This is a genomic window from Paenibacillus cellulositrophicus (assembly GCF_009363095.1).
Taxonomy (GTDB): Bacteria; Bacillota; Bacilli; order Paenibacillales; family Paenibacillaceae; genus Paenibacillus_AQ; species Paenibacillus_AQ favisporus.
In genome coordinates this window covers 703,914-726,838 of sequence record NZ_CP045296.1, presented here as the reverse complement: position 1 = coordinate 726,838, position 22,925 = coordinate 703,914, and the positions used below count along the sequence as shown (strand labels likewise).

At 53.8% G+C, this 22,925-nt stretch carries 16 protein-coding genes; 4 read left to right on the top strand and 12 right to left on the bottom strand.

Translation table 11 applies throughout. The features are described 5' to 3' along the window. Positions 1-332 precede the first annotated feature (332 nt). Complete coding sequence (locus tag GCU45_RS32925) at positions 333-3,245, bottom strand: glycoside hydrolase family 3 protein (protein WP_152404393.1); 2,913 nt, start codon at positions 3,243-3,245, stop codon at positions 333-335. Positions 3,246-3,351: 106 nt separating this feature from the next. Further along, positions 3,352-3,672 (bottom strand): hypothetical protein, encoded by a 321-nt coding sequence (locus GCU45_RS32920; RefSeq protein WP_152404391.1) that lies wholly within the window; start codon positions 3,670-3,672, stop codon positions 3,352-3,354. A 258-nt stretch (positions 3,673-3,930) separates the two neighbouring features. Between GCU45_RS32920 and rlmD the strand changes: the two genes are divergently transcribed. Together rlmD and GCU45_RS32910 are read left to right on the top strand one after the other, a co-directional pair. Continuing rightward, the gene (gene rlmD / locus GCU45_RS32915) at positions 3,931-5,340 is read left to right on the top strand and encodes a 23S rRNA (uracil(1939)-C(5))-methyltransferase RlmD (protein ID WP_152404737.1); all 1,410 of its coding nucleotides are present in this window, start codon (positions 3,931-3,933) and stop codon (positions 5,338-5,340) included. A 35-nt stretch (positions 5,341-5,375) separates the two neighbouring features. Further along, entirely contained in the window at positions 5,376-6,083 is a 708-nt protein-coding gene (locus GCU45_RS32910; protein ID WP_152404389.1) for a DNA alkylation repair protein, read from the top strand. 79 nt (positions 6,084-6,162) lie between these two features. Here the strand turns inward: GCU45_RS32910 and GCU45_RS32905 are convergent, their stop codons facing one another. Next, on the bottom strand, positions 6,163-7,875 hold the full coding sequence (locus GCU45_RS32905; protein WP_425281313.1) for an ABC transporter substrate-binding protein: 1,713 nt from the start codon (positions 7,873-7,875) through the stop codon (positions 6,163-6,165). Between the two features lie 264 nt (positions 7,876-8,139). Here GCU45_RS32905 and GCU45_RS32900 point away from each other — a divergent pair, with 264 nt between their 5' ends. Beyond that, on the top strand, positions 8,140-9,009 hold the full coding sequence (locus tag GCU45_RS32900; protein ID WP_152404385.1) for an AraC family transcriptional regulator: 870 nt from the start codon (positions 8,140-8,142) through the stop codon (positions 9,007-9,009). Positions 9,010-9,026: 17 nt separating this feature from the next. Here the strand turns inward: GCU45_RS32900 and GCU45_RS32895 are convergent, their stop codons facing one another. The 6 genes from GCU45_RS32895 to GCU45_RS32870 all read right to left on the bottom strand — a co-directional run bounded on the left by GCU45_RS32895 (position 9,027) and on the right by GCU45_RS32870 (position 14,901). Next, the gene (locus tag GCU45_RS32895; RefSeq protein WP_152404383.1) at positions 9,027-10,538 is read right to left on the bottom strand and encodes a glycoside hydrolase family 43 protein; all 1,512 of its coding nucleotides are present in this window, start codon (positions 10,536-10,538) and stop codon (positions 9,027-9,029) included. Positions 10,539-10,807: 269 nt separating this feature from the next. Beyond that, complete coding sequence (locus tag GCU45_RS32890) at positions 10,808-11,806, bottom strand: cation diffusion facilitator family transporter (protein ID WP_145945910.1); 999 nt, start codon at positions 11,804-11,806, stop codon at positions 10,808-10,810. 166 nt (positions 11,807-11,972) lie between these two features. Next, on the bottom strand, positions 11,973-12,635 hold the full coding sequence (locus tag GCU45_RS32885) for a hypothetical protein (protein WP_152404381.1): 663 nt from the start codon (positions 12,633-12,635) through the stop codon (positions 11,973-11,975). A 99-nt stretch (positions 12,636-12,734) separates the two neighbouring features. Then, complete coding sequence (locus tag GCU45_RS32880; RefSeq protein ID WP_152404380.1) at positions 12,735-13,877, bottom strand: NAD(P)/FAD-dependent oxidoreductase; 1,143 nt, start codon at positions 13,875-13,877, stop codon at positions 12,735-12,737. Positions 13,878-13,973: 96 nt separating this feature from the next. After that, positions 13,974-14,402 (bottom strand): GNAT family N-acetyltransferase, encoded by a 429-nt coding sequence (locus tag GCU45_RS32875; RefSeq protein ID WP_152404378.1) that lies wholly within the window; start codon positions 14,400-14,402, stop codon positions 13,974-13,976. A gap of 19 nt (positions 14,403-14,421) precedes the next feature. Continuing rightward, positions 14,422-14,901 (bottom strand): NUDIX hydrolase, encoded by a 480-nt coding sequence (locus GCU45_RS32870; RefSeq protein ID WP_152404375.1) that lies wholly within the window; start codon positions 14,899-14,901, stop codon positions 14,422-14,424. A gap of 352 nt (positions 14,902-15,253) precedes the next feature. Here GCU45_RS32870 and GCU45_RS32865 point away from each other — a divergent pair, with 352 nt between their 5' ends. Continuing rightward, a complete protein-coding gene (locus tag GCU45_RS32865) occupies positions 15,254-16,558 on the top strand; it encodes a catalase (protein WP_152404735.1) in 1,305 nt (434 codons plus the stop codon). Between the two features lie 232 nt (positions 16,559-16,790). Here GCU45_RS32865 and GCU45_RS32860 read toward each other — a convergent pair whose 3' ends face one another. The 3 genes from GCU45_RS32860 to GCU45_RS32850 form a co-directional block, all read right to left on the bottom strand. Next, positions 16,791-17,927, bottom strand: a complete 1,137-nt coding sequence (locus GCU45_RS32860; RefSeq protein ID WP_152404372.1) for a glycoside hydrolase family 88 protein — start codon at positions 17,925-17,927, stop codon at positions 16,791-16,793. A gap of 111 nt (positions 17,928-18,038) precedes the next feature. Then, positions 18,039-22,241 carry a glycoside hydrolase family 2 protein gene (locus tag GCU45_RS32855; RefSeq protein WP_152404371.1) on the bottom strand — a complete coding sequence of 1,401 codons (4,203 nt, stop codon included), beginning with the start codon at positions 22,239-22,241 and terminating at the stop codon, positions 18,039-18,041. Then, complete coding sequence (locus GCU45_RS32850) at positions 22,234-22,914, bottom strand: hypothetical protein (RefSeq protein ID WP_152404369.1); 681 nt, start codon at positions 22,912-22,914, stop codon at positions 22,234-22,236. Before GCU45_RS32850 ends, GCU45_RS32855 begins: the two co-directional genes overlap by 8 nt. Positions 22,915-22,925 lie beyond the last annotated feature (11 nt).

The window sequence follows — 22,925 nt, the reverse complement described above, 5'->3', positions numbered from 1 at the left end:
AAAAATCGTACAGCACACATGCTCATGTTCCTACATGGTGGATGGGGCATCCAGGATCCAGTCCAGCCAGCAGTCCACTAGCCGATGGTGCCAGTCGTAAGCCGTGTAAGTAAATTTGCGGAAAAGTTATGGTACGAGATGACATGATTCAACTTGCTGTCTGGAGTACTTAGGGAAAAATATTTATTTAATATGATTAATAATTAATCTAATGATTATAACATTCATATCTTCTGGGCAGTTACAAGCCTGCATGAAACCTAAATACACCCGCCTTTAATGCAGGCGGGTGTATGGGTCAATAGCTGTGTCATTTGCTTTCCGTTTCTGATTTAAGAGAATTGGAATTGGCTAATTGCCAGGTTCCCTTTCAAAATAAAATACATATTCTGACTTCCGTGTATTCCGCTAAGCTTGCAAGAATAATCCTGCCATGTCTGTAAGTCGCCTGAAGTTAGAGTGATCCGGCCCACAGGCAGCCCTTCAGGGCTATCCAGCCGCACTTCAACGACGGCATCCGCCGCTCCGGCTGCCCGAATTCGCAGCGTATCCGCACCGTCCTCGAACTTGGCATCACGGAAAGCGATCCATCCGGATTGATCCTTCACGATCACGGCGCTGCCGCCTTCCGTACACTCACCAATCAGAACGCCTTCGTAATCGTCGTAATTGATGGCTTTCGTTGATTGCGTGAGGTCACGCGGCGGAATGGTCTCACCGTCTACAACCAGCTTGGCTGTCAGCGGCTGGTTCTCCGAAGAAGCGCCGGCCATCAACATATAGGTGCCGGACTCGATGCAGTAGCGCTCGCGGGTGACATCCCAGATCGCCAGCTGATCGAGCGGAACTTCAAAGGACACATCGGCCGTCTCGCCCGGTTGAAGCATCACTCTGCGGAATCCAAGCAGCTGCTTGCGCGGACGCTTGACGCGGGACTGATTTGCCCGGCCGTACAGCTGCACCACTTCCTCCCCTGCCACTTCACCGATGTTGGTTACCCTGCATGTCAGACAAACCGTTTGATCCGTGCCCGTTGTAAGCTTTTCCTTCGCAAGCTGCAGCCCATCATACCGGAAGCTGGTGTAGGACAAGCCGTGTCCAAACGGATACAGAGCCTCTCCCTCGAAGTATTGGTACGTTCTGCCGTGCTTAATGACATCATAGTCCATAAATTCCGGCAGCTGGTCGACGGATTTGTACCACGTCATATTCAGTCGCCCCGCCGGGTTGGTGTCCCCGAACAGCACGTCTGCCAATGCATGACCCAGTTCCTGGCCGGCATGGGATGTGTACAGGACGGACGGTACATTCGCGTCCACCCAGTTTAGCGCGTACGGGTAACTGCCTACGACGACGACCACCGTGTTCGGATTGGCTGCATAAACCTCCTGAATCAGCTTCTCCTGCGATTCCGGAAGCGTAATGTCCGGACGGTCGATCGTCTCCTTGCCGTTAATCAACGGATGATTGCCGACGAACACAACCGCCAGGTCCGCTTCCGCTGCTGCTTCTTTGGCAGTCTGAAGCTTGTCCGTGACGATTTCAAGCTCGAACAGATCGGCATGGACGATCGGGGCATCCTCACCGGATACCTCGGCAGCACCTGCAACGTTGATTTCATTCGCAGTCTCCGCCGCTTGGCCGTCACCAACCAGCAGCTGACCTGATTCGGCGTGCACCGTCACCGGTGTACCGTTCCATGTTGAGAAGGTTACGCACCCTTGCTCATGTTCGGCAGGATGGTTGAGGAAGACTTCTTTGGTGAACCACTCCCAAATTTGATCGGACGACGCTTTAACGATCTTATCGTCAGTTGTCAGGTAGCGGCCATTGTCTTCAGAGATCAAGGTGTGGCTTCCCCAGCCCCAATCCGTCATTTCAAACACAGACGCATCCAAAGCATTTTCGGTCGTTGCAGCCAACGCGGCCTCTTCTCCGGCCTGAATTCGCACATACCGCCCCGTCTTTTTGGATTTAAGCCGAATCCGGTCCGTTCCCCCGCTGTAACTTGTTTTGCCGTTCGTTCCTGCCCCGGAAAGCTTCTCTTGGATGCCCTGAAGCGGCGTGACGGCATAAGGGAGCGAACCGCTGTACCAATCCCGGTACACCATTCCGGCGAGCGGCCCGATCACGGCCACTTTGTTCAGCTTATCTGCTTCGAGCGGGAGAAGCCCACGGTCATTCTTCAGCAGCACCATTGCCTTACGGGCGGCTTCCCTGGACAGTTCCGCATGCTCTGGCCGCAGAATTACGGATTCGTCGATCGCAGCATACGGGTTGCCCTCTTCAGGATCGAATTCGCCGAGCCGGAAGCGGACTCGGAAGGTATTCGTCAGTGCGGCGTCAAGATCACTCTCGGCCAGCAGTCCCTCACGCAGCGCTTCACGCAGCGCATCCTTGATCACAGCCGAATCGTCCGTGATGCTGTCAATCCCGCCTTCTTTAACGGAGCGGGCGACGGCCTCCTTATACGTATCCAGGTATCCATGATCGCGGACGGTACCAGTCACGTCGAAGGCATCGCTTACAACAAAACCGTCCATGCCCCACTCGTCCTTAACGATGGCTTTGACGTCAGGACTAAGGTTCGCCGGCACGCCGTTGATGGCGTTGTATGCCGTCATCATGGACTGGGCGCCGCCTTCCTTGAACGGAATCTCAAACGCTTTCAAATAATATTCCCGCATGTTGCGCGGATCAATGCTGACCGAAGAGTCCCCACGGCCAACTTCGTTATTATTCGCAATAAAGTGCTTCAAAGTGGCAACCGCTTTCAAGTATACGGGATGGTCGCCTTGAATGCCCTGAATGAGCGCGGAGGCCAATTTCCCGGTCAGGATCGGGTCTTCTCCGTAGGCTTCTTCCGTTCTGCCCCAGCGCGGGTCACGTTCCAAATCGACGGTCGGAGCCCAGAGGGTCAATCCGTTTACTTCGGGATTACGGCGGTAGAAACCTCTGGCCTCGTCGCCGATGACGCTGCCGATTCGTTTCATGAGTTCCGTGTCCCACGTACAGCCAAGGCCGATCGGCTGCGGAAATCCGGTCGCTTCTCCCAGCCACGCCATGCCGTGGGCTGCTTCCGTTCCGTGTTTATACGCTTTCACACCGAGCCGCTCGACGGCAGCTTGATATTGAACCATCAGCTCCACTTTTTCTTCCAGTGTAAATCGGGAGACCAGGTCTCTCACTCGTTCTTCTAGAGGTAAGGATGTATTCTGAAATGGATAGTCGGTCTGTACTGGCATCGTTATCATCTCCTTCAGGCGTATTTTAAGCCATATCGGTTTCAGGAGATACCCGGATAATTAGAGGCGTTTTCATATAGAATTCATAGAAAGACTGTCCGTTTGATCACGATGAGGAAAGATTCGTATGTTCCTTTTTCATTGGTGCGTATTCGGCAAACCCCGTCGTTAATGTTCTTATGCGGATGTCGACGCGCTCCACCTTCCAAGCCCCTCCTGTCCAAATGAGCGTAACGGTCCGATCCTCCAACGCTTCGACCAGAGGCCGGACCGGGACGAGGAGATGTCCTTGATTCCATTCTGCATTTTGAACTGCTACCGGCGGTGGGGCTGCTGCGGCTTGTGCAGATTCATTCATCGCAAATTCCATCATTTCTAATCCCGTTGTGACCATCGTTATCCATAATAATAATTTCAGCTTTTTCATATGAAACAGGTCCCCTCTGCTGCTTTTACGATATAAACGCTGCCCAAAAGGAAATGTCACGAAAAATGCAGAACACGGCGGCGGAACATGGCATTCCTACCTGGCCGCGTGGTATAGTGAAACGAAGAACAAGCAATGGAGTGTAGAACGAACATGAATGAACGAAAACAACCCAATAACAAACGACAGTCCCAAGCCGGGACTCATTTATATCGAAAGGATGCAGCTGCTCGCAAAGGCTTCCGCAAAAATGAGCCGATGAAGCAGACGTCTGGCTCTGCCCGCGATCATGCCGATGAGCTTCGGACCGGCGACCGCATCGTCGTGACCATCAAACGTTTGGGCATTAACGGTGAAGGCGTAGGTTATTATCGGCGGAAGGCGGTTTTTATCGACGGAGCGCTGTCCGGTGAAGTCGTCAAGGCTGAGGTAACTGAAGTGCAGCCTAAGTTTATCAAAGCGCAGCTTACAGAGGTGGAGAAACGATCTCCCCATCGGATCGAACCTCCCTGCCCGGTTTTCGGGGTATGCGGCGGCTGCCAAATTCAGCACATCTCGTATGAAGGACAGCTGCAGGCCAAAACGGACATTGTCCGCGAAGCGTTCAACCGGTATGCCGGTATCGACCAGCTCAAGCTGAAGCCGATCCTGGGCATGGACCACCCTTGGGGATACCGCAACAAAGCCCAGCTGCAAGTGGAACGCCGGAACGGCGAAATCATAGCGGGGCTGTATGAAGCCGACAGCCACAGCATCGTGGATATCAGCGGCTGTCCAATCCAGCATCCAAAGGTGAATGAGGCCGTGGAGAAAGTGAAATCCGTGCTGGAAGAACTGCGCATCCCGCTGGCAAAAGAAAACGGCAGTAAAGAAGGCGTGCGTACGATCGTGGTGCGTCACGGCTTTCAATCCGACCAGCTGCAGGTGACGTTGGTTTGCGCAAACAGCAGCCTGCCGCGTCAGGACGATCTCATCCGTCTGCTCAGATTGTCTATCGACGGATTGGCAGGAATCGCCCTGAACGTCAATCCGAAGCGGACCTCGCTGATCTTCGGAGACCGGACCATCACCATATGGGGGGCCGATTCAATGCAGGAATCCTTGAGCGATTTGGAATTCTCCCTATCGCCGCGAGCGTTCTTTCAGCTCAATCCGCAGCAGACCGTAAAGCTGTACGAATCGGTCCGGGCAGCCGCTGGTCTGACCGGCCGCGAGACAGTCATTGATGCTTACTGCGGCACCGGCACGATCGGACTCTGGCTGGCCCCGCACGCCAAGGAAGTCCGTGGTATCGAGACGATCGCGGAAGCTGTAGAGGATGCCAAGCGGAATGCCGAGCGCAACGGCCGTCGTAACGCCAGCTTCCATGTAGGCGAAGCGGAGGATTTGCTCCCGCGATGGGTCAAAGCGGGACTTCGCCCGGATGTCATCGTCGCCGACCCGCCGCGAACCGGACTGGACCGCCGCTTCCTGGAAACCGTTCTGAAAACGAAGCCCAACCGTTTCGTGTATGTATCCTGTAACCCTTCCACGTTGGCCAAGGACAGCAAGTTGCTGATCGACGGCGGTTATGAGCTCCAGTGGGCCCAGCCCGTGGACATGTTTCCTCAGACGAGCCATGTGGAGTGCTGTTCGCTGTTCGTTTGGAACGGCAAAAGCGGAAAATAAATGCGGCAACAATTTGAAGAAGGCGGTGTCAAAGCATGGATTTTGAACAGGTCATGCAGGAGCTTGAAGCTCTCGGCAAGGAACGGCTCAAGAAGCAGTATATGTCCAATGGTGCACACGAACCGCTTTTTGGCGTAGCGACAGGTGCCATGAAACCCATGGCCAAGAAGATCAAAATCGATCAATCGTTGGCTGAGCAGCTGTACGCCACAGGAAATTATGACGCCATGTACTTTGCCGGCATCATTGCCGATCCGAAAGCGATGACCGAATCGGATTTTGAGCGTTGGATTCAGGGGGCCTATTTTTATATGCTGTCCGATTACGTGGTGGCGGTAACCTTGGCGGAAACCGATATTGCGCAACAAGTCGCCGATCAATGGATCGCGAGCGGTGAGGAGCTGAAAATGTCGGCGGGCTGGAGCTGTTATTGCTGGCTTCTAGGCAGCCGGCCGGACACTCAATTTGACGAAAGTAAACTCGCGGATATGCTGGCATTGGTGACAAAGACAATCCACGAAGCTCCGGAACGAACAAAATCGGCGATGAACAATTTTATATACACGGTAGCCGTATCCTATCTGCCGCTCCATGATAAAGCGATCGAGACTGCAAAAGCAGTCGGTCCGGTAGAAATGAAGCGCGATCATAAAAAAAGCAGCATCCTAAATGCTTCGGAAAGCATTCAAAAAGCGGTGGATAAACAACAGCTCGGCTTTAAACGCAGATATGTAAGATGTTAACTGCAGATATGTATATATTAAACGCAGAAGATGCACAGAAGGAGCTCAAGACTCCCTTTGTGCATCTTTTTATGCGCGTTTATTTACCGCTCCACAGCTCCACTCTCGCTTTGACCAGCTCTGTATATTGCTTTTCCATCTCCACAGCACCCGCGTCGTCGAGCTCCTTCAGCATACCGTCAAAGATCGCATCGAACTTCTCCGGTTTTGCCAACACAGCTTCCGGGATCCGTTTGCGGATAATATCCTGCGTTTTCTGATAGATCACATTATAATTGCCGTCCTGCGGAGCCGCAATATTCCAGGCAGCACCCCACGGCTTGACCGGAAATTCCTTGCTCGATGGGAACAGGTCTTTCCAGGTGGTTGCTCCGTATGCCTCAAGCGTTTCCTTTTCCGGCTTGGTATATGAGGCGATAATTTGTTCCGGGAAATTCGTCGTGTAGTAGTTTCCTGTGGCGTCCTTGACACCGTCTCCGTAGTGAGCCGACATGTTTCCGTACAAGCCGATCCCGGTGGTTTTTGTAAAGTTGGCGTTATCATTCACTTTCTTATCCAGCACTTCTTGGGGAATGACCCGTTTGCCATCCACCACATTATAGTGCTTACCTTCAATCCCCCAGTTGATCAGGACCTGTCCTTCATCCGATGCAAGGAAGTCGAGGAACTTGATCGCCCGTACGGGATCTTTGCACGCGGTCGTAATGCCAACGCCCCAGCCGGACATAAATCCGGTATCCTGGAAGTTATGATCCTTGTACTCTTCCGACATGGTCACCGGAAAATGGGCGTAGGTGCGATCCGCCTTCCCACTGGACTTCAGGGCATTCTCGGCTTCCGCATATCCCCATTTGGCGTCAATCAGACCGAGGACGCGGCCGCTGGCGATTTTGGACTTATACTGATCGCTCTTTTGGACAAACGTTTCTTTATCCAGCAGACCCACATTGTACATATGGTTCAGCCAGCGGAAGTATTCCTTCTCCTCCGGCCGCTTATAGTGCAGCTTGGCTTCAAAGGTGTCCGGATTAATGTAGTATTCACCGTCGTCCTTGAGTCCGGTAGCATACACTGCGGGGTTCGTGACCGTGATCATGATTCTCCAGTCATCGGCGTCCAAAGTTAACGGAATGGTCGGCTTGCCGTCAATGGTGGGATGCTTATCCTTGTACTGCTGGAGAACGTTTTCAAAATCTTTGACGGTTCTGACTTTCGGGTAACCCAGTTCCTTCAGCACCGCATTTTGAATTTCAAAGCCGCTGCCGGCGTCAAAGTCCTGCTGATCAACAGCCGCGTTACTTGGTATGACGTAGATAGATTGGTCGTCGTTGCTGTATGGCAGACGGTTCATATACTTGCCGTATACTTTTTTCAGATTGGGTGCATACTTGTCGATCAAATCGGTCAGGTCGATCATGGCCCCGGCTTCCACCAATTTATCGACATCGCCCTTGCCGTAAATCAGATCCGGGTAATCACCGCTCGCTGCCATAAGCGATATTTTATCCGCTCCCGCGCCGGATACGGCGTATTCCGCATCCAGGGTCACCCCTGTCCTTTTGGTGATCTCTTGGCCAACCTCATCCTGCATTTTGTTCCAGTTCGAGCTCGCGTCCGCCCCAAAAAACGAAAATGTGATCGGGCTCGTATCGTCCGCTTTGGAGTCCTGCGTGCTGCCGGCCGAATCGGCTGGCTTGCCATCCCCTGAACTGCTGCACCCTGCCGAAATGAACAGCATGCCGGCAAGAAGAAGCAGCCCAAATTTTTTCCCAACTGTACCTGTCATGGTCATGTTCCCCCTTATTTCTGTTAAGAATGCGTTTGCATTTTTCGGTTTAGCTTAGCTGATTGATGTTAGCTCTCCCGGTTATCCTTCCGTATGTGCGTGAAGTAAAAACGTTTTCGGAAATATCCTCGAAAAACATCCCTCCTCTACCGGTTTCCGGTTTGGTTAATAGCCATTGTAATTCGTAATCTACAAGCAAACCTTGATTTTTAAGTCGCGATTATAGGATGATATAGACATCAAACCATACTTTTTCGGGTGGGATCCTCCATGAGCATCAACGTGTATTTAAACTGGTTTACGACCGACGAGCAGTTTCCGTTTTTCATCCAGTATGGAGGTCATGACGAAGACATGCAGCTGCATAAGCACATCGACTTTTGCGAGCTGGTGATCGTACTGAACGGACATGCTACGCATATCGTCAACAACGAGGCTTCTTTTATCAAAAAAGGCAACGTGTTTGTTATTAATGGCGCCACGCAGCATGCCTACAAGGATCCGTACGATTTTAAAATTTGCAACATCATGTTCAAGCCCGATATGCTGAAATATGCCGGCCCGGATTTAAGGGCGTCTCAAGGATTTCAGGCGCTTTTTATTTTGGAACCGCTTTATCGCCATCTGCATCCTTATGAAAGTAAACTCAATATTCCGCTGTCCAATCTCGAACATGTGGCTTCGGTCATTTCCGATATGATTGACGAATACCACCATCGGCACCAAGGGTACCAAACGATGCTGGCGTCAAGGTTTATGGAGCTTGCCGTATACTTGTCCAGGCTGTATGAGCACCAGGATCAGGGCGTCGAGAGCAATCTCATGCATTTGGCAAATGCAGTATCCTATATCGAAGACCACTACCTCGAACCGGTGACCCTGGAAGAAATCGCGGATAAGTCCCGGATTTCCGTACGGCACCTGAACCGGATCTTTCGGGCATATTATCAGACGTCGCCGATGGCGTATCTTCAGCGGCTTCGCCTGGAACGGGCATGCATCCTGCTCAAGCAGACGAACCTTTCGATCACCGAAATCTCATACGAATGCGGCTATAACGACAGCAATTATTTGACACGCCAGTTTAGAAAAACTTACGGCATGACGCCAAAATCATTCCGGAAAAGCGTGCAGCTGTAACGGCTGGAGCACCAGCGTCAGCCAACCGGATCATACTCGAACCAATCGAACGACGCAGGAGCAGGCTCTTCATAGGCAGATACCGCATACATCGCCACGAATACCCCGGTGAACCCTCCGGCCACTTCCGTGGAAAGCAGGTGGGTCTCCCCCCAGCCGATTTCCGTCAGTTCTGCTCCCGCCTGCCCGTAATAAAACACGAACTTGTCAGGCTGTACCTCGATCTTCAACTCCAGCTGCCCTGCCGGACATGCATGTTCTTTCTCCACGCTTAAGGAACCGACAGTGCGCCGAAGCCGTATCTTCTTGACTCCATTTCTTGACGTAACGGCAAGATCATAGTGATACTTCTCATTCATATAAACGGTTAACCCGGCTTCTTCCCCGTCGCCGACTGGTTCATATTCCATGGCTGCCGAAATATTGCAGGTAAAATGGCACAGACGGCGGCCAACAAACGCCGGAGAGCCGGTGTCTGACAGCGTCGTCCGATTTCCGCGAAGTTCCAGGTGCCCAGGCCGCCGCTCCAAAGACCAGCTACCAGGAGCGGGATTACGCAAGAAGGTCCACTCCAGCTGAAGCTGTGAGGCGTCAAAGTCATCCCTAGCCGGCTTATCGTCCCAGCGGACGGCAGGCAAATTCGGCGAGTCCATAACGGGTTCGATGTGTCCGCCTGCTCCGATGACCGGCCAACCGTCCGTCGTCCAGGTTACCGGCGCAAGCATCACTTCCCGGCCCAGGTGGTGGCGCATCGGATAGGACGGAGGCCGGATTCCCAAACAAACGGCCCACCAGCTTCCATCATGGGCCTGAATGAGATCGGCGTGACCGGTGGCGTGAATGGTGCTCTTTAAGCTCCGGTTCGACAGAATCGGATTATGTGGGCAAGAATCATAAGGTCCGTAAGGATCGATGCTTCTGGCGATCGTCACCATATGTCCGAACTCCGTTCCGCCTTCGGCGATCATCAAGTAATAATAATCCCCTATTTTATAGAGATGCGGCGCCTCGGGATGCGACCCTCCGGTTCCTTGCCAGATCAAGCGGCTTTCAGTGAGCATCTCACCGGATTCCTTATCGATTTCGCATTGATAAATCCCGTCTCCCTCGTCTCCCATTCGGGTCGACTGGAAATACACACGGCCGTCCTCATCGAAAAACAAAGATGGATCGATTCCGCCCTGCGCAACGGGTATCGGATCGGACCAGGGCCCGGCTGCTTCAACACTGGTCACATAAAAATTCCCGATCCCGCTAACATTGGTCGTTGTCATATAAAACATACCGTCATGGTAGCGAAGGGTTGGCGCGTAAATGCCGCCTGAACTGCCTGCACCCGCCAGCGGCAGCTGCTGCTCGTTCGTCAGGCAATGTCCGATTTGCCGCCAATGCACCAAATCTTTGCTGTGAAAAATAGGCACCCCCGGAAAATACTCGAATGTGCTGGTGACCAGATAATAATCTTCACCGACCCGGCAGATGCTGGGATCCGGATGAAACCCGGGAATGACGGGGTTGGTATACTGCATCGATACTCAGCTCCTAATCGTGATGATTCCACACTTGACTCTAAGAGAGCGGTTACGCCAAATTGTTCTTGGTTCAACCGGCTCTGCCCCATATTCTAAACGGTAACCTGCAGTCAAACCTTGATGATCAAGTCAGGAAAATAGCATGATCTAGACATTCAAGCTACAAGATATGGCACATTTAACCCCAGACATCAATCCGGATTCGTGCAGCCCAACACAAAAAAGCCCGCACTCTGCGGACTTTTCATATATCTTAATTCTAGCGATTACGAAAACTCATTCAAATGCTCCGGCGTCCAATTTTTCACACCGTTATCTTCGATGATGCCTAATACGACATCGGATATATCCGGATCCGAGCTGAGCTGGTCCTGAACGCGGAACTTAATATCATCGGCATCGGCAAGCGACAGGCCGCTCCGAAGTTCGATCATCGTATCCACATGATAGTATCGGCCTTCCTGGATAATCCGCAGACCGTTGATGTCGGTGACGTCCTGATCGGACAAGATGATGGAAGACACCTTCTCCGCCACGTCGCGCGGCGCAGCCACACCGATTAGTCCGACCATATTATCATAGCCTACCCGGAAAGCGACGGCCACCATCAGCACACCGATGATGACGGTCACGATGCCGTCCAGTGCTTTAAAGGCGGTAAATGTCGTCACAACAACAGCGACAAGAGCCAGAAACGCACCGGTGACCGCTACCAAATCCTCATAAAAGACCAGCCGCGTCGGAGGTGCTGAGCGTGATACATGCTTGAAGGCCATAGGGATGAGTGAGATACCGGAGGCCTCGATCCTTGCTTCTCGGGCGATTTCCTTCATCACCTTAAATAAAATCGCGCCATCGATCACCAGGTTCAGAATAAGCGCACCCACGTTAATCCAAAAAGCTCCGCCCGCTTTAGCCGGATGATGAATCAAATGCCATCCTTCCCGAATCGTTTCATAAGCCATAATCGTCACTACAATGACGGCGACCATGCAGAAAATGTTGATCACGCGGCCGAATCCGGTCGGAAATTTACGGTTAGGCTTTCTTTCGGCAAGCACGCTTCCGGCAAACACAAACCCTTGGTTTACACAGTCCGCAAGCGAGTGCATCGCCGATGCAAACATCGCCCCGCTGCCGCTTAAAGCGGCCCCCACCCCTTTGGCTGCAGCGATGACCGCATTGCCGAGCATGGCGATCGCCGATGATTTGTTTCCCTTTTTGATGAGTGCCAGCCAATGCTCCCGTTCCTGCTGCTGCGCCATCTTTTGCCTCCTGCTTAAGAATCCGACATGTTTGAATATGTTCTTACGATGGGAAAAATAGCCGGATTTTATGCAGTGTAATGGGAAATGACGATGTTTATTGGTTGCCGGGCACACGATAAACCAAGAAAAAAAGCCCGCTATCAAGCGAGCTTTCGAAAAAAAACTAATCCACGCCGATCATGAGCCCGGTATCTCCAGGATCTTTCAGCCAAATGGACGAGATCGCCCATTGGTCATCAGCAGGTCCAAACCCTTTCTCAATCGTGAGCATTGCTTTGCCTGTGCCTTCCACGCCTGCGGAAGTCACCAGCGGGTAATCGAAGGAGATTTGCACTTTGCCGTCCGACAATGTCTTGGTAGTCATATTGGTGACTGTGCCCATATGAGGACTGGAACCCCCGGTAACCCAGAAATTGTCCTCAAACTGCTGTTTGGTTTTGGCCTGCAGCGCGGGAGTCATCACCGCGTACTGCATCGGTCCGCTGCGCTTCTGAACACCGCGGATCCATGTCTTTGCGGCATCCTCCGGCGTATCGGCCTGCAGTGCGTTCATGAAGCCGTTCACCTGCTGAGCCAGCTTGCTCGCCTCGGGCAATGACACATGAATGCCGTCGCTCTTGTACTCCACTTCGCCTTTCAGCTGCTCCACGATGGCCCGCAGCGAGACCATGGCGGTTCCGTTTTCGATTTTCAATTTCAGAAAATTGTTGGCGAATCCCGCCCCATTGATAAAAATCCGCGGCCCGGCCGACACCGCCAGCGCAGAGCCCGACAGAATGACAAATGCCGAACTCGCCGCAATGAACACCTTCAACCGTTTCTTCATGGATCATTCTCCTTTATATACGCCATTGGAGACGTATTTATATGTATAGATGTCATTTCTATTGTAGAAGAATGGCGATCCATGAGGGTTACGTTCGGGTTACGATTCGGTTAACGAACCCTCATCAATGGCTTTGCGGATATCGTAATTGTGTATGTCGATATCAAGCTCCACGCCTTGCGCCAGCTTAGCTAACTGATAGCCGATAAAAGGCCCCATCGTCAAGCCGGATGCACCGAGCCCGTTCGCCGCGAGCAGGCCGCTCCAGCCCGGAACGGCTCCAAGCACTGGCAAAAAATCAGAGGTGAACGGACGGAATCCGACTCTGACCTCCTGAAAGGTGCCGTCCGCCAATCCGGGTGCCAAGGTTAACCCTTTATTCAAAATCTCCTGCATACCACCCGCTGTTGTTCTTGTATCGTAGCCTTCCACGTCATTTTCATGAGTTGCCCCGATCACGATCTTCTGCTCGTCGAAAGCCAGCAAATACTGATCAGAAGGCGGTATGACGACTGGCCATGTGCCTGTATCCTCATGATTCTCGAGCTGGAGGTGCATGATTTGCGCCTTTTGGTAACGGACGTTAAAGCGGACACCGAGCGGCTGCAGAAGCTGTCCGGCCCACGCCCCTGCACAGACGATCGTGCGGTCCGCTGCATATTCGTCGGGTCCGACCGATACTCCGCTCACCCGGTTCCCATCCGCCAGAAGCTTCGCATCCCCTTGAATCACAACAGCCCCGTGCCTCTGGGCAGACCGAATCAAAGCGTCGCGCAGGGCACGGCCATCAACCCGGGCAGCGCCGCTGATCCGAACCGATTGATAGCCCCTCTCCAGCAGCGGAAAGGATTGATGGGTTTCTTCTTCGGAAAGCCGGGTAATACTGCCGATTTCCGGTGCATCCGCCTTGCGCTTCAAAGCTCGCTCCTCCATTTTCCGGATTTTCTCCGGGTCTTGGTGGACGCTGAGGGCACCAACCTTCGCATAACCCGTCTGAGTCTCGCCTTCCGCTTCCAGTTCCTTGATTAACCCGGGATAAAAAGCCGCCCCTGCCTTGGCAAGCCGGTACCAGGCCTGATTGCGGCGCTGCGACAGCCATGGGCAGATGATGCCCGCGGCGGCATCCGTCGCCTGTCCTGGATCCTTGCGGTCGATGAGAAGGACGTCCGCTCCCATTTTTGCCAGCTGATAAGCCGTCGATGCTCCCAGGATGCCTGATCCGATGATGATATATTTCTTCATAATTACATTCCTTTCTTGATGCCTGTTACCCCATTATAGCGAACACTTCTCATACAGAGGAAATTCGGGCTGACCTTTAGGTTTTCCTGAATGTGCTTACAAATATTTTTTGAAGCCTTTGCTGACTGAGCCGTCATATCCTTCTCGTTCGAAAAATGGATGGGCCCGAACTCGCTTGGAATGGCTGAGCAGCATGATTTTGTGACAATGCAGCGATCTGCAATATTCTTCGGCATATTTCAGAAGGGATTGGCCGATATTCCGGCTGCGGTGGTCCTCATGAACGACGATGTTTTCGATCAATCCATAGGGTCTGGTCCCATGCATGGCTTGAAGGCAGATGTTCAGCGTAAGCGTTCCCAGCAACGCTCCTTCCTCTTCATAGACCAACAGAAAATTGGCGGGATCCATTCTAATTTTTTCGATTTGCTCTTCCAGCACATTCATTTTCTTACTGTTCGGCACCAGCATTCTGTACAAGTTACTCAGTTGTTCCCTATCTTTGGATTCCGCTTCACGGATCATAATATATTCTCCCTCCGATCTATCTGACGGCTCTATTTTTAATATGTTTGACCCCTGTCGTATGATCTAAATGTCTGATTTCCGAAGCAACAAATTCAGGAATGACGGTATACTGATCAAGTTCATCGATATCGATCCACCGATTGACAAATCCCTCTTCCATGCCTTGAAATTCTTCAACATGATGATATATGGAATGATCTCTTGGCAAATTCACAAGAAAAAACATCCCCAGCTCGTGAACCTTACGATCCGGAAAGTCTATAAAATTTTCGATTATCCAGAAAAGCTTATGGTCATAGATTGGTGCCCCATATTCCTCCATCATTTCACGTTCGATCGTTTCTTCTGCGGTTTCACCGAATTCCACTCTGCCGCCGGGTATAAACCACAACTGATTATGTGCTGCTCTTTGCATCAGTACCTTATCTCTATGGAGGATAATGCAAGCAGCCCTTAACTGAAATGTATTTGTACCGGTCTCATAAGATATCATCATGTTATTTCATTCCCCACCCTTGATAATAATTTATAAAGTTTCTTTTGAGAGGCTTATTTATGACATTCCAGCTAACCTATAAGCGACTATATTTCGATACACAGCGCCGCGAAACCTGCAATGACATACGGATGTCCACTCATATTTTCATTGGTAGTCCGCATAAACCATATAGGAGAGAAGTCATGAAAATGGAGGTTAAGGAATGAACGATTCCCATCACAACGGTGCTGCCCCTCAGGCTGGCAATACAGCGAACCGTGAACCAAATTCAGCGGTTCCAAATGAGGGGAACGACAGGCCGCATAGCGTAAACCAGTCCTTACCATGGGCAGAAGATCTGCCGGCCGCGATGCACTCGCAGACGGTTGGCGAACGCGGACCTGTCCTGGAACAGGATAACATTTTGCATGAAACGCTGGAAACCTTTGTACATAGCAAAATCATTGAGCGTCCCGTCCACGTAAAAGGCTTTGGCGCATTCGGTTATTTTGAGACAGTGCATTCCATGACCGACTTTACGATGCTCAGCTTTTTGCAGACGCCCGGTCAGCAGGTTCCCGTCGCGGTTCGCTTTTCCCTCGCGGTCAGCAATAAAGGCACACCGGATACTTCGCGCAATGTGCGAGGGTTTTCCACCAAGTTTTACACAGAGCAGGGGGTATTTGATTTGTTATGCAATCATATCCCCGTCTTTTTGGTTCGAGATGCCGTCCGGTTCCCGGAATCGATCAAGGCCTTTCTCCCCTCGCCGAAAAACAATCTGATCGATCCCGAACGCTTCTGGAGCTTTGTAGCCAGGGCACCGGAAGCTACCCATTTCCTCGTTTGGCTATACTCGGACGTGGGCACGGTGAAGAGTCTCCGCCACATTAAGGGTCACAGCGTGAGCACTTACGTGTGGAAAAATGCAAAGGGCATGCGTTTTTATGTAAAATACCACTGGATGCCATTAGCCGGCGAGCAGTATATCGATCGGCAGGAAGCAGCCCGGCTGGCGGGTGAGAACCCGGATATTGCCGGCCAGGATCTGTACGATACCATTGCCGCGGGCAAGACCGTGGAGTACGGGCTGTATGTGCAGCTGATGAATCCCGATGATGCGGCGCATCTTCCGTTCGACCCGCTGGATGATACCAAGGTATGGGACCAGCAGCAGTACCCTCTTCGTCCGGTCGGCCGCCTCGTATTGAACCGCAATACGGACAATTATATGGGACAGGTCGAAAAGATTGCCTTTTCCCCCTCCAATCTGCTGGAGGGTGCCGAGCTGTCGGATGATAAAATGCTGCAGGGCCGCGCCAACATTTACTGGGACTCCCAGCGCCGGCGGTTAGGCCCTAGCTTTCGCAGCATACCGATCAATCACCAGGAGAATTGGTCTCCGGCTTCCCTGGTGACCAGCGGTAATGGCAGATACGTGGAGGGCAAGCTCGAACGGACCGACATATCCAAACCGGATAATTTCACCCAAGCCGGTGAGTTTTACCGCGCCATTTCACCAGCGCAGCAGGAGCACTTGGTGGATAACTTAGCAGCTGATCTGAAAGGAATATCCCATGAAACGCAGCGGATCGTATTAAGTTATTTGTACGAAGCATCTCCGGAGCTGGGTGAAAGGGTTGCGCGGCACATCGGTTTGAAAGGAAAAGGCTGAGACTGAACAAGGAATCATTTCGAGGATCATTTCGGGTATGCCATACGTTTGAGCTTGGTAGGAGGGATACGTTCTTTAACGTGTCCCTTCTTTTTGTGCTCAACAGTCCATCTCAGCGTACGCTTGTCGTTCAGCGGAAACGGCATAAACAATGGTAAAAGGCGGCACAATGGCCGCCACCTTTGTTCATACTCGGTAAAGCCGACATTTACTTCTTCGCCGCCTTTTATAGTTAGAGCGATCTTTCGTACCAATATCCGGGCGAGTGGCCATCCAGACGCATCAGTGCTTCCAGGAAAAAATAATCGCCCCAAATGACAAAATCATCCGGCGAAATTCCCCCTCTGACAAAGTAGGAGCCATGCCGCAGGAATCCCTCTTCCTCCGTACTGCCGGCCGTGAAATAACCGTACGCCATGGAGATGACGGATTGCTCCGCGAACTCCTGAAAAAATGCGCGTTCAGGATCCGATTCGTCCAGATGCTGCGCCAGCTCCAGCATTCCGCATGCTGCAATAGCCGAAGCAGAGCTGTCCCTCGGTTCACCCTGCTGCTGCGGGGCGTCAAAATCCCAATAAGCCACGAGATCCTCCGGTACGTGATCTATGAAATACCGGGCCAGCTGCTTAGCCGTGTCCAAGAAATACGGCTCCTTCAAATAACGGTAGGCGAGCGCGAAACCGTAAATGCCCCAAGCCTGCCCGCGGGACCAGGTGGAACCATCCCTGAAGCCCTGATACGTACCTCCGCGGATCGAATCGCCCGTTTGCGGATCGAAGTAGAACGTATGGTATGATGATCCGTCACCACGTACGAGAAATCTCCGGCTCTTATCCGCATGAATGCGGGCGATCGCGGCATAGTGAGGGTCACCGGTCTGCTCGGACGCCCAATACAGAAGCGGAAGATTCATCAGGCAGTCGATGATGATACGCCCGCCGTTTTCCGGGTCCCCTTCCGGACCCCACGCCTGAATGATTTGCGCGGCCGGCCTCCATCGTTTTAAGAGCAGGTCGGCTGCCTGCAAGGCGGTTTGCCGGGCATCTTCATTCTGCTCGACAATCCAGCCTGCCATGGCGGACAGAGAATACAGGAAGCCGATATCGTGGTGCTGCAAGTTACTTCCCTGCTGCAGCCTCTCCTGAAAAGTACGGACGCTTTGGACTGCTGCATGGTGGATATCCGGATCTTTACTGTATTCGTAACTCAACCATAAAATGCCGGCCCAGAAGCCTTCCGTCCAATCAGTATGATTCACCAGCTGATATTTGCCATCTCCGTGGCTGACATGCGGAAATTGACCATGAAAGCGTGCGATGTTGGCTTTCGTCGTTAACAGCGTTTGCTCGATCGTTGCGCTCCAGTTCATAACAACCTCCTGAAAAATGATGAAGTAAGGATTCCGTGTTGGTTCTGCGGGAAGAAGCCTTCCTATAAAAAATGTAGTTCAGCCCGATCGGCAGCACGTCTGCGTACCTGCCTATTTCGGCTCGACTTCGTCCAGCGTCAGGCGGAACGCCAGATCCTTCATGTACGTACCTTCCCGATTCAGGAAGGTCATGCCGAGAAGAAGGTCTCCCGCTGTCCTGCGAACGATGGCGATGAGCCGGTTCAGCCCGCCCTTCAGGATGATTTCCTGCTCAGGCCTCGAGACCTTTTCCCCGTTTATATAGATCTCGAACCACGCCTCGGTGTTGATCCGCAGCTTCCCCTGCCGAATCTCGTTTTCCTTCCCTGGCACCTGGATGAAACAGCTGAAGAACCATGGCGTGTCTCCAGCGTCCGCTATGCGAAGCATGCCGTCATCCAGGCGCCGTTCCTTCTTCTGCATCCATCCGTACAAGCCTTCGCCCAAATTGTTTAACGAAAATTCGGGATCCGTATGGTAAGCTTTCATCGCTTCGTAATCGACATGCGGCGGACAAGGCAGGGCCATCACCGCTTCCACGGCCCACTGTGCATCTCCCTTCTCGCTTGTAAGCAAGCCGTCATCGAAGGCAGCTCCGAGATTGGCGAGCAGGCGCGAATATAGGCGCAGCGCCTTGTCGCTGCCGAGATCGGGCAGCAGCTGAGAGCATACCACGCTTCCCCCGCCAATCTTGGCTTTGATCACGAATGCCCCTGCGGGAACGGCCTTAGCGCGATTCAGTTCCACCAGCGCCAAACGGCTGTACTCCGCCGTGTAGCCGTTCACGAAGTAGTCCTTCCAGGCGGTGCCTTCGACGCTGCGGCACAGCACCTCCGTGCCGGGTGCTTCAATCTTGTGGCTGGCCAGCACCCGGTTGACCACGTCGCGCGGCGACAAGAATACCTTGTCGTAGCCGAACAGGTCAACCGGGCTGATGCCGCGCATGGCGGCGCCGTCACTCGCCGCCAAGTGATACGCCTCGTGCGGAGCCACCCGCACGGGGCGGTCCAGCAGGCGTGCCAGCGCCGCCTGCTGCGGGGCTTCCGCCGGCAGGACGAGCACGCGTCCGCCGGCTTCGGCGTGGCGCCGGACGGCCTCGGCCGCGCCCGGCGCCTCAAGCAGGCAGGCTTCGGCCACCAGCAGGCCGAAGCCCTGCCCGGGCGGCATGGCGGCATGCCGGCCATGCCCGCCTGCGTCCGGCGCTGGGGCGATGCCCTGCGCCGGCACCCTTTGCGCGGCGGCTGCGCCCGCCGACGCCAGAAGCGGCGCTGCTTCGCCAAGCGCCGTGTAGTTCAGCCGCAGCTTGTCGAGGAAAGCTGCGGCCGCTCCGCCGGCGCGTACCAGCGCGGCCGTGCGGGCGGTTTCGCCTGCGCCCGCGTCATCGGCGCGCCCGGCGTAGGCGATCAGGTTCCGCAGCAGCAGGCAGGCTTGCGGAACGCGCGCGACGTTCGCCATCAGATCGAGCTGGCTCGCGATAAACATGCCTGTGCCGCTGCGGTATTCCAGCAGCGGTGACCACAAGTCTCCACCGTCTCCGAAATCGCCTGCACCGCATTCGAGCAGCAGCGTAAAGTCGCCGGTGACCGGCTTTTCAAAGGCCGCATGGATGATCGGCAGCGGTCCTTCTTCCCGCAGCTCCTCATGCCAGAACATTAAATCCTCGTCGCCGATTCCCTTCAGAACCGGATGGCTGTAGCTGCCAGCATGGGCACGGATGAAAGGCCTCCGTGACAGCGTCAGCTTCCCGAGCGACAGCTGGTTTTGCTCCAGCAGAATGAGACGGCCGCCGCGTTCCACGAATGCCTTCAGCTGCGCCTCCAGCCCGCCGTCCGCATCCTCGGCATAGGTGCCGATGATGAGTAGGCTGTCGGCCGACAGTCTGGCCAAGCTTTCCCGCTCTATTGCTGCGCATTCAGGGATCATCCTGCAGATCATGTCATATTCGCAGGACGGACCCCAAAAGAATGCTTCCCGGCCGACTTCCACCGCTCCGCTGCGCAGCCGGGCGGAAACCAGTCTGTATTCGATACGCAGCTCATCCATAAGCTGCCCGTCATGCATCAGTTGCGCGGTCAGCTCAGCCCGTTCTTCTGCATCCACAGATTCCGGGGTCCATTGCAGCGAGATGATTTGGTGCTCAGCCGGAGCTTGGCGGAAGTCAAAGCTTTGCTCGTGAACCAGCTTCCCTCCCTGCCTGATCTTGCATTCCACCCGGACGTCCTGCGCGGCAAGCGTATCATTGTACACGTCGAAGCTGCGGTGAACCGGCGCATCATCGTAAAAACAGCGGTTGTATTCGGCCGCGATGATGGTGGCCGGCTTGAATGCTCTGGCCATGATGGCAAAGGCCGGATTTGGTGAATAAGCCGGATACTCTTCAGGCAGCAGACCGTTGTTCAAGGTCAGTGAATAGGCGGGGATCCGCTTCGGCTTGACGCCGGGCTGGCAAAGCTCACCGGGACCGGTTGGCGGTAAAATCACGTCGCGGTCAGGCATAGCCCGCATGAAATAATGCGCAAAGTTGAAAGTCGAAATGCCGGATACGCCCAGGCGACGGGCGTATTCCACAAACAGCCGCTCCTTCTCGGCAAGTCCGGCCGTGCTCTCATCTGTCCCGCAGTAGGCTCTCAGTCCGACATACATACTGCTGTTCTGCGGGCAGATGTACCACCACCCGCCATGCTCGCCGAACGTCAGCGGAACGTCACGGTCCCACTGGCTGATCGTGCCGTCGATATTGTAATGGCGGCTCTCCACCTCCGTATCTTCTTTCGACAGAAGACGGTTGTCTCCTTCAGCAAGAATCGGCCGCGTCGGATCCAGCTCGCGGATGGCAGCCATCAGGCCGGGAATATGCGTTTTGAAACCGTCGCGCCCGTCGACCCAGCGCATCTCATTCTGTACGCTCCACAGGATGACGGACGGATGGTTTTTGTCCCGCTGCACAAGGCGGCGGACATGGTTCCGGCAGTTTTCCAGGTAAGCCGGATGGTCGGCCTGCATCGATTTGCCCGAGCCGTATATCGCGGTTTCATTCACGATGAGCATGCCTTCTTCATCGGCGATGCGCACGTAGTCCTCAGGGTACGGCTCGGCATGCAGCCGGATGCTGTTCACGCCGACGGAGCGGCACATCCGGTACCAGTTCCGGATGTAGGCTTCCGCCTGCTGCACCCCACCTTGAAAATGCCAGGAATCTCCGCGCAGATTGATCGGAATGCCGTTCAGGACAAACTGGGGTCCTTCGCACCAAAACTCCCGGAACCCGAACGTAATATGACGGCGGTCGATGACCCGCTCATTCGCCAGCAGCTCAAGCTCCGCCCGATAGAGGAACGGCGAATCCGGACTCCACCAGTGTGCTTCCGGCCATTCCAGATTGAAGGAGGCGCGGTATGCCGTCCCGTCCCGCTCGTTTTCGCACAGCCTTGGCAGCTGAATAACGGCAACGTCAACAGGAACGGCCGCTGCACTCGCTGCAAGAACCGTGTTTGGATCCGGATGAGTCGCGGATGCTTGGGCATGCTCCACATGATGCTCATTCCCGCTCAACACGCCAAGCTCCCGTACGACAAGCCTGACCTGAACCGTATTCTGCTCCATCTCTCGCGAATTGTGCTCTATCTCGGTGGAAGCTCCTCCGGCAATCGCATGCACCTCCAGTTTCCCATCCCGGACAGACGTTCGGATAGTGACGTCTTCCAGAGATAATTCCGGATAGCTCTCCAAGTAAACATCCTGCCAAATGCCGCGGCAAACGGTGCCGAACCAGGAACCGGTAAGGCCGGTCACTTTTTGCGATCCGGACGGAAGGGTCACGCGGTCAAAGCTCCCGCAAACGACGTGCAGGTGGTGCTCATGATCCGCCTGCACCCGGGACGTAATATCCAGCCTGAGCGGCAGGTAGCCGTCTTCCCATACGGCGATTTCCTCCCGGTCCAAATAGATAACGGCCTTCTGCATAATGCCGTCCAGGCGCAGCACAATCCGCTGGCCTGCCATGTGGTCCGGAAGCCGGAAGCTCCGGTGCAGCACACCCGCCTCGGCGGTGTCCCATTCCTTCGGATAATCGTACAGGTCCATCGGAACATATCCGTATTCGGGAATGTACCCGAACGACCGGCCGGTGCCCTGCTTGTAGGTCCTCCTCCAGCTGGATGGGACCTGAACTTTGTGCTGATCGTATACGATGTTCTCCGGTAGCTTGCGGGATTGGGGCTGATCGTACAGCGGCATGAAATCCCACTCTCCGTTCAGACATAGCGAGTTACGCATGTTGTGCACCCCTTCTTTCGGCCGGGCAGCGCACTTCTAGCACAAGCATCAGCTTGCGCCAAATGTCCTGCCCGTCAGGAGCCCCCTCCCACTTCATAAAATGGGGCTCCATCACCTCGGCCCAGTTTTCAGGCTTCAACGACGTTTTTAATCGGCCCTCATAGAGCACGGGCGTGATCGTCTCCGGCAGCTCCGAATAGAAGAACAAAACGTTCTCGTGCATGCCGATCATGCCGTACTTATCGCCGTCCCCCGGCTTTTCCTCCTGGTATTGGTAGTGATAATATATATAGCTTGCCGTTTGCTCCGGTTTTAGCAGAGCGATTCTTCCGTAAGGGGTGCGTTCCTTATGGACACGGGTCCACTGCGAATTCGACACAGGGTGCTGGTAATGAAAAATATCAGTCATCGGTACCCAACGTCTTCCCGATGCGCCTCCCGGCCATTCAGCCAGCCGCTCTCCGGTTTCAGCCAGCAAGCTTTCCGGGAGAACCGGCGTGTCCATACATTCATAATATAGAAACAGCTGTTCTTGATCGGCAAACAGGCTTAGATTGGCGACCTGAAGCCACTCCATCGCATCGGCAAGCGAATGCTCTCTTTCCTGGACTCGAAAAAAAGAGCGCGGACTGCCTTCTCCGTTCCAGACGGCTCGAAATAAACATCGAATCATGTTGTCCCTCC

Excerpts from the sequence above, each read along its gene's own strand:
- GCU45_RS32925 (WP_152404393.1), bottom strand. The coding sequence starts at position 3,245 with ATGCCAGTACAGACCGACTATCCATTTCAGAATACATCCTTACCTCTA.
- GCU45_RS32920 (WP_152404391.1), bottom strand. The coding sequence starts at position 3,672 with ATGAAAAAGCTGAAATTATTATTATGGATAACGATGGTCACAACGGGA.
- rlmD (WP_152404737.1), top strand. The coding sequence starts at position 3,931 with ATGAAGCAGACGTCTGGCTCTGCCCGCGATCATGCCGATGAGCTTCGG.
- GCU45_RS32910 (WP_152404389.1), top strand. The coding sequence starts at position 5,376 with ATGGATTTTGAACAGGTCATGCAGGAGCTTGAAGCTCTCGGCAAGGAA.
- GCU45_RS32905 (WP_425281313.1), bottom strand. The coding sequence starts at position 7,875 with ATGACCATGACAGGTACAGTTGGGAAAAAATTTGGGCTGCTTCTTCTT.
- GCU45_RS32900 (WP_152404385.1), top strand. The coding sequence starts at position 8,140 with ATGAGCATCAACGTGTATTTAAACTGGTTTACGACCGACGAGCAGTTT.
- GCU45_RS32895 (WP_152404383.1), bottom strand. The coding sequence starts at position 10,538 with ATGCAGTATACCAACCCCGTCATTCCCGGGTTTCATCCGGATCCCAGC.
- GCU45_RS32890 (WP_145945910.1), bottom strand. The coding sequence starts at position 11,806 with ATGGCGCAGCAGCAGGAACGGGAGCATTGGCTGGCACTCATCAAAAAG.
- GCU45_RS32885 (WP_152404381.1), bottom strand. The coding sequence starts at position 12,635 with ATGAAGAAACGGTTGAAGGTGTTCATTGCGGCGAGTTCGGCATTTGTC.
- GCU45_RS32880 (WP_152404380.1), bottom strand. The coding sequence starts at position 13,877 with ATGAAGAAATATATCATCATCGGATCAGGCATCCTGGGAGCATCGACG.
- GCU45_RS32875 (WP_152404378.1), bottom strand. The coding sequence starts at position 14,402 with ATGATCCGTGAAGCGGAATCCAAAGATAGGGAACAACTGAGTAACTTG.
- GCU45_RS32870 (WP_152404375.1), bottom strand. The coding sequence starts at position 14,901 with ATGATGATATCTTATGAGACCGGTACAAATACATTTCAGTTAAGGGCT.
- GCU45_RS32865 (WP_152404735.1), top strand. The coding sequence starts at position 15,254 with ATGCACTCGCAGACGGTTGGCGAACGCGGACCTGTCCTGGAACAGGAT.
- GCU45_RS32860 (WP_152404372.1), bottom strand. The coding sequence starts at position 17,927 with ATGAACTGGAGCGCAACGATCGAGCAAACGCTGTTAACGACGAAAGCC.
- GCU45_RS32855 (WP_152404371.1), bottom strand. The coding sequence starts at position 22,241 with ATGCGTAACTCGCTATGTCTGAACGGAGAGTGGGATTTCATGCCGCTG.
- GCU45_RS32850 (WP_152404369.1), bottom strand. The coding sequence starts at position 22,914 with ATGATTCGATGTTTATTTCGAGCCGTCTGGAACGGAGAAGGCAGTCCG.